The following is a 5,780-nucleotide window of genomic DNA, read 5'->3' as shown; positions in this document are numbered from 1 at the left end:
GCCAAGTCAGGATCGTGGGTGCCGGCGAGCGATCAGTTTCATTGAGCGGCACGTACTGCCGTTGTGCTTATTGTTTTTCTGCTACGACGAAGGTGCCGCCAAAGTTGAATTCAATATGGCGTTGGTCGAGCCAATAGATTTTGAGGCAATCACCGGTGCTGAGCACGCTGGTAGCCGGCGGCAATTGAGCGGCGTTGGCGGCAATGCCTTCGTGTTGTTCAACATATGGGGCGGTATCTACCCAATCGGCATGGGAGTCTTCGCTGGCGTCGCATGTCCAGTCGTCCATGGTGAGCGACAGTTTCTTCGGGGCTACGGCGAGCACGTGGCCGATCAGGTCCTGCGACAGCGACGCCTCCCTGTTGTCCTTCGTGTAGGCAATGAATTTTGAGATTTTCCATTGCCCCATGAAGTCCTTGGCAACAGGCACCTGTGCCTGGCACGCGCCTATGGTCGCGAACGAGAGTGCAAGTAGAAGAAGACGTTTCACGGCGTTCTGCTCCTGAAGGGTTGTGACTCGCCCAGTCGCCAGTTGTATAGCCCGCGACTGAATTGAGGGTTACCCGAGGGCATGCCGCGTGGATCTCGCGGCGTAATGTATACGTTCTGCATCATCTGATCGGCGACTGCATTCATATTCCCTGTGTTCGCGGGCGAAAGCGCGTCCCGTATGTTGTGTGTTCGTGAGTTATAGGCAAACGACACGGCAGCGTCAAACTGCTCTTGTGTAAGCGCGTGGTCGGTTACGACGTGCTTGACGATGCGTTCCGCTTCCATGACGCGGGCGCTCAACACTGCATTTACATCTGATTCCAGAACGGTTCTGCGCAATTCTTCCTCGGTGCAAGGGCCGTAATGTGCCAATGTCCCGACGCCCCATGTGCAATTCCCGTTCACCGGCATGTCATTGTAGTAATGCATTCTTACGCCCTCTCGCAGCTGCAGCTGCGTGTAACCGCGTGGGCTCATGCGCATGTTTTCGTTTGCCATGGTGGATCGCTCGATGGGGTGGTCAATGTTTCAGGCTAGAGCCATCCATCAAAGATGCACAGTCCCGGCATTCATCTGTTTGGGTAGGAGATGGACGAAATACCGTGACGCGGCATATTTTCCATTCAATTCACGGCTACCGACTCGTTGTCCCGACGACGGCCTTGACCCGGTGACTTTTGAGGAGCTGAAAAATCGCTGCGCTCGAGCGAAGTGCAGCCTAAGAACCGTAGGTTGGGGTGCGAACCCCAACATCGCCATGCCGATCATCACGCCATGTTGGGGTTCGCACCCCAACCTACCCATCACAACAGCCGCAGCAATTCCTTCATTAACGGCATTCGGCGCACGCGCACCGCACTCACACGAAACACCGCGTTGGCCAACGCGGGCGCCGCACTCGGCATGGCAAGGAAACTCGCGCCGGCCGGATCACCTTCACCCGGCACCGTGATCACCTCCACCGTGCGCGGCAACTGCGCCATGCTGGCGAGCGGGTAATCCTTCCAGGTGCTTTGCTGCACCTTGCCGTCCTTGACGGTGATGGCGAGATTGAGTGCGGTGGACAGCGCATCCAGCGTGGCGCCGGCGACTTGTCCTTCCAAACCCATCGGGTTGATCACGCGACCAACATCCACTGCGCACACGGCGCGTTCGATGGTGAGTTTTTCGCCTTGCATCGAGACTTCGATCGCATGCGCGACATACGCGCCATCCATGTACCAGCAGGCGAGGCCGAAGCCGTTCACCGAATGCAGCCAGTCTTTCCAGCCGATGCGGTCGGTGACCAGCTTCAGCACATTGGCCAGCCGTGCCGTGTCGACCGCACCGCCACCTTGTTGCGGAATCAAGCGCGGTTCGCCGATCAGGCGCAGGTTGGTAACGAGGGGATCTTCTTTCAATGAGTGCGCGATTTCATCGACGAAACTGCACACCGCGAAAGCATTGGTGAGATGCGGCATGCCGCGGTGCGGGCCGCGCGGCAGGGAGGAAGAAAGCCCAAACCAGTCGCTGCGGTAGTTTGGTATGAACCCTGCGGGAAACTGGTTGACGCTGACTTCCGAACTCCACAAGTGATCGGACGGTACGCCGCGGCCGGTCAAGGCCGAGGCGCTCGCCACGCGCTGGTTCCACGCAATCACATGGCGTTTCGCTTCAAGAATCGCCTGGAATTTGTGCACGCAGCCGGAGCGGTAGTAGTCGTGCGTGAGGTCTTCGTCGCGCGTCCAGAACAGGCGCAGCGGTTTGTCGACTTCCTTCGCCAGCAGCACGGCTTCGGCGACGTAATCGTGATCGAGACGACGCCCATAGCCGCCGCCGATGCGCGGCACCTGGATGTCGATCTGGTCCGGCGCCAGCCCGGTGAGTCGCTGCACCACCGTCCATGCCTGTTGCGGCGATTGCGTGGGCACGCAGAGCGTGGCGCTGGTTTTATCCAGGCGCACCAGGCAATTCATCGGCTCGCTGGTGGCATGCGCCAGCCACGGTTGGGAATAGACCGCTTCGACGCGGCGTGCGGCTTTGCGCTTGGCCTTGTCGATATCGCCGTCGTCGCGGATGCGCGTGGTCGGCGCTGCATCGCTGTTGATCAGCGCGGTGGCTTGTTGTTCGAGCGCGGCAGTGCTTTCGCTGCCGCTGGCACCGGGCTTCCATTGCAGCTTGAGCGCTTTGCGTCCTTGCAGGGCAACCCAGGTGTTTTCGGCGATCACGGCTACGGCGGGTGCGATCACGGTTTGGCCCGGTGGCACGTGCGGATCGGGCTTCAGCTCGATCACTTTCACCACGCCCTTGATGCCCAGCGCGGCGCTGCTGTCGAGTCCGGCGAGCTGGCCATCCGGCCATGGGCAGTGCGCGAGCACCGCGACCAGGGTGTCGCCGAAATGTTTGTCGAGCGCGTATTCGGTTTGTCCGGTGACGATCGCGCGTGCATCGGCGTCGCCGGCGGGCTTGCCGATCAGCGTGTAGCGCTCCGGCGTCTTCAATGCGATCGCGCCGTGCGGCAGGGCGATCTTCGCGGCAGCGGCCGCGAGTTGGCCGTAGCCAAGACGGCGGCCGTCGGGTGAGATGACCGCGCCCAGTTCCGCGCGCAGCTTTTCCGGTGGTACACCCAGTTGGGGCACAGCGGCCTGGATCAGCAGCCAGCGTGCCAGCGCACCGGCAGAGCGTAGATCGCGCCACGCGCGCGGTATCGAATTGCCGGTGCCGCCCACTTGCTGGCCATACAGCCAGCGCGGTTTGCCGTTGTCGTTCTCCACGCCCAGGCCGAGCGGCAGCACGCGCACGTGTTGCCAGTCGGCATCCATTTCATCGGCAATGATGCGCGCCAGCGAAGTGGCGACGCCGGTGCCGGTTTCCGGATCGCGCGAACCGATCAGCACGGTGCCATCGGCATCCACGCGCACGAACATGCCGAAGTCATACAGCGCATCGCCCAGCATGTCGGGCGGTACCGGCGCGTTGGCGGCGCGGGCGCTGCGGATGCCGACGATCAAGGCGCCAGCCGCACCCGCCATCACCTGCAGGAAGCGGCGGCGCGAAAGCTGCATCGTGTTGCTCATGCCTTCGCCCCCTGCTTCATCGCCGCGGCCGCGCGTTTGATGGCTTGGCGCACGCGTGCCTGGCAGCCGCAACGGCAGAGATTGGGCAGGCCATCGATGTCGTTGTCAGAAGGGTCCTTGTTGCGATTGAGCAGATCCAATGAGGCGATCAACCAGCCGGGCGTGCAGTAGCCGCAGCCGATCGCGTCTTCATCGATAAATGCCTGTTGCAGCGGATGCAAATGGCCCTTCGCGTCGACCAGGCCTTCCACCGTGGTGACCTGCTTGTCGGCCAGCTTGCTCATCGGCGTGTTGATGGCGGAAGTGGCCTTGCCGTTAACCAGCACCAGATCCATGCCACCCACGCCGTGCTCGCCGCTGTACTTGGTGCCGTCGAGCCGCAGCACGTCGCGCAGGTACCACAGCAGAGGCATCGCCGGATCGCCAGTGTGGCGGTAGTGCTCGCCATTGATCTGCAAATCGATGCCAGCGCGAACAGGAGTGGGAGTGATATCCGTCGGCTTAGTGGGCAGCGCGGCGTGGTCTTGCGCCATCGGGTGGTGTCTCCGTCATACCTATCGGCACATTGTGGCATTGCCGCAAGATTTTAGGGATGCACCGGACTGAACAAGCATCCCCAAGCAGGAAGGCTGAAGTGAAATTCCAGCAAAAAACAAGCTGGGATTGTCATCCCAGCCTACTTGTCTGTCAGGAGCGTACGGGGTTGAACACCCGTCGCCAAATCAGATAGACGGGAATGCCGGCCACCATGATGGCCAGGCCAATACCCGTATTCACCACACTTGTACGCAGGCTTTGCACCACCACCAGGCCGATGGTGGCGATGAAGATCAGCGGCGGCAGTGGATAACCGGGCGTGCGGAACGACACGGTCTCGTGCTGCTGGCGGTGGCGATACCAGAACAGCGTGCCCACGCCGACGGCACAGGCCAGCCAGTCGCCGAAGGTGGCGTAATCCAGCAACTGGCCGTAGCTGCCCGACAACACCAGCACGATCGACCAGCCCACCAGCAACAGCAGTGCCAGATTCGGCGTGTGATGACGCGGATGCAGCCGCCCGACGCTGGCGAAGAACAAGCCATCTGCACCCATCACCTGCAATACGCGCGCACCCGCCACCAGCGTGATGTTGCAAAAACCGAAGGTGGAGATGGCGATACCTACCGCAATCAGCTTGGCGCCGACCGGGCCGAACACTTTGCCCATCACCTCGGCGGCTGGCGTACGGCTATGCGCCAGGCCGTCGTGGCCGAGCACCGCCAGATACGCCACGTTGACCAACGCATAGGCGGCGATCACACCCAGCATGCCGAGTACCAGCGCACGGGGCAGGGTGCGTTGCGGCTCTTTGACTTCGCCGGCCAGGTTGTTGAGGTAGGTGAAGCCGGAATAGGCGAACAGCACCGGCAATGCCGCGCTCATAAAGCCGACGTCGCCGCGTGCGGGATCGGCCGCCAGCCACGGTGTACCGGTACCGACACCGGCCAGGAACAGTCCGCACACCACCAGCACCGCCACGGCCAGCAGCTTCAACAGGGTGAACAGGTTCTGCATCTGCACCCCGAACTTCAGGCCGAACACATTGATGAGTGCCACCAGCGCCAGCGCGCCTACCGCCAGCGGTGTCGCCATGCCCGCGGGCAGGCCGAATACCGTCGCGGCGTAGCTCGCAAAGATGGTGGCCACCGCCGCGCTGGAGCCGGAATAAATCACCAGCAACATGGTCCAGCCGAACAGAAAGCCGGCCAGCGGCCCGAACGCCTCGCGCAGATACACGTAACTGCCGCCAGCATGCGGCCGGCGCGCGCCCAGTTCGGCATAGCACAACGCACCGAGCAGCGTGAGCACGCCGGCGCCTACCCACATCAGCAGCAATGCCAGCCCCGATTCGGTGCGCTGCGCGGCAATGCCCGGATTGAGAAAAATGCCGCCGCCGATGATGCCGCCGACCACCACCAATGCTGCGTCCCGCAGGCGAAGGCTGCGCTGATAGCCGGTAGCCGGTGACGTCATGGGTAAAGCCCCTGGAATGGAAAGGCAGAGCATGGCAATCGCGGCGGAGGAGGGCAAGCGAGACCGATGTTTCTTGTAGGCTGGGGTGAAAATCCCAGCGCTTTTCGGCTTTCCGATGCTGGGATTTCATCCCAGCCTATGTGACGCCAAAGGGGCGATGGCTGACGGCGCATATTTGCGCAACGCATCACGTTACTTACAATGCACCGCCCGTCGAAA

General features: G+C 62.0%; 5 protein-coding genes. All 5 read right to left on the bottom strand.

The genetic code is table 11. The features are described 5' to 3' along the window. Positions 1 to 67: 67 nt before the first annotated feature. The gene (locus VJR68_RS04350; protein WP_324146330.1) at positions 68 to 490 is read right to left on the bottom strand and encodes a hypothetical protein; all 423 of its coding nucleotides are present in this window, start codon (positions 488 to 490) and stop codon (positions 68 to 70) included. Then, positions 487 to 990 carry a lysozyme gene (locus VJR68_RS04345; protein ID WP_324146329.1) on the bottom strand — a complete coding sequence of 168 codons (504 nt, stop codon included), beginning with the start codon at positions 988 to 990 and terminating at the stop codon, positions 487 to 489. Before VJR68_RS04345 ends, VJR68_RS04350 begins: the two co-directional genes overlap by 4 nt. A 305-nt stretch (positions 991 to 1,295) precedes the next feature. After that, positions 1,296 to 3,548, bottom strand: coding sequence for a xanthine dehydrogenase family protein molybdopterin-binding subunit (locus VJR68_RS04340; protein ID WP_324146328.1), 2,253 nt, complete (start codon positions 3,546 to 3,548; stop codon positions 1,296 to 1,298). Then, the gene (locus tag VJR68_RS04335) at positions 3,545 to 4,081 is read right to left on the bottom strand and encodes a (2Fe-2S)-binding protein (protein WP_324146327.1); all 537 of its coding nucleotides are present in this window, start codon (positions 4,079 to 4,081) and stop codon (positions 3,545 to 3,547) included. The genes VJR68_RS04340 and VJR68_RS04335 overlap by 4 nt, the downstream gene beginning before the upstream one ends. Positions 4,082 to 4,235: 154 nt before the next feature. After that, positions 4,236 to 5,561: an APC family permease gene (locus tag VJR68_RS04330; protein ID WP_324146326.1), complete on the bottom strand. Its 1,326-nt coding sequence runs from the start codon at positions 5,559 to 5,561 to the stop codon at positions 4,236 to 4,238. Positions 5,562 to 5,780 lie beyond the last annotated feature (219 nt).

The sequence above is a fragment of the Dyella sp. genome (assembly GCF_035277725.1).
Lineage (GTDB): Bacteria > Pseudomonadota > Gammaproteobacteria > Xanthomonadales > Rhodanobacteraceae > Dyella_B.
The sequence above is the reverse complement of the archived record's forward strand: the minus strand, read 5'-3'. Positions and strand labels throughout refer to the sequence as shown.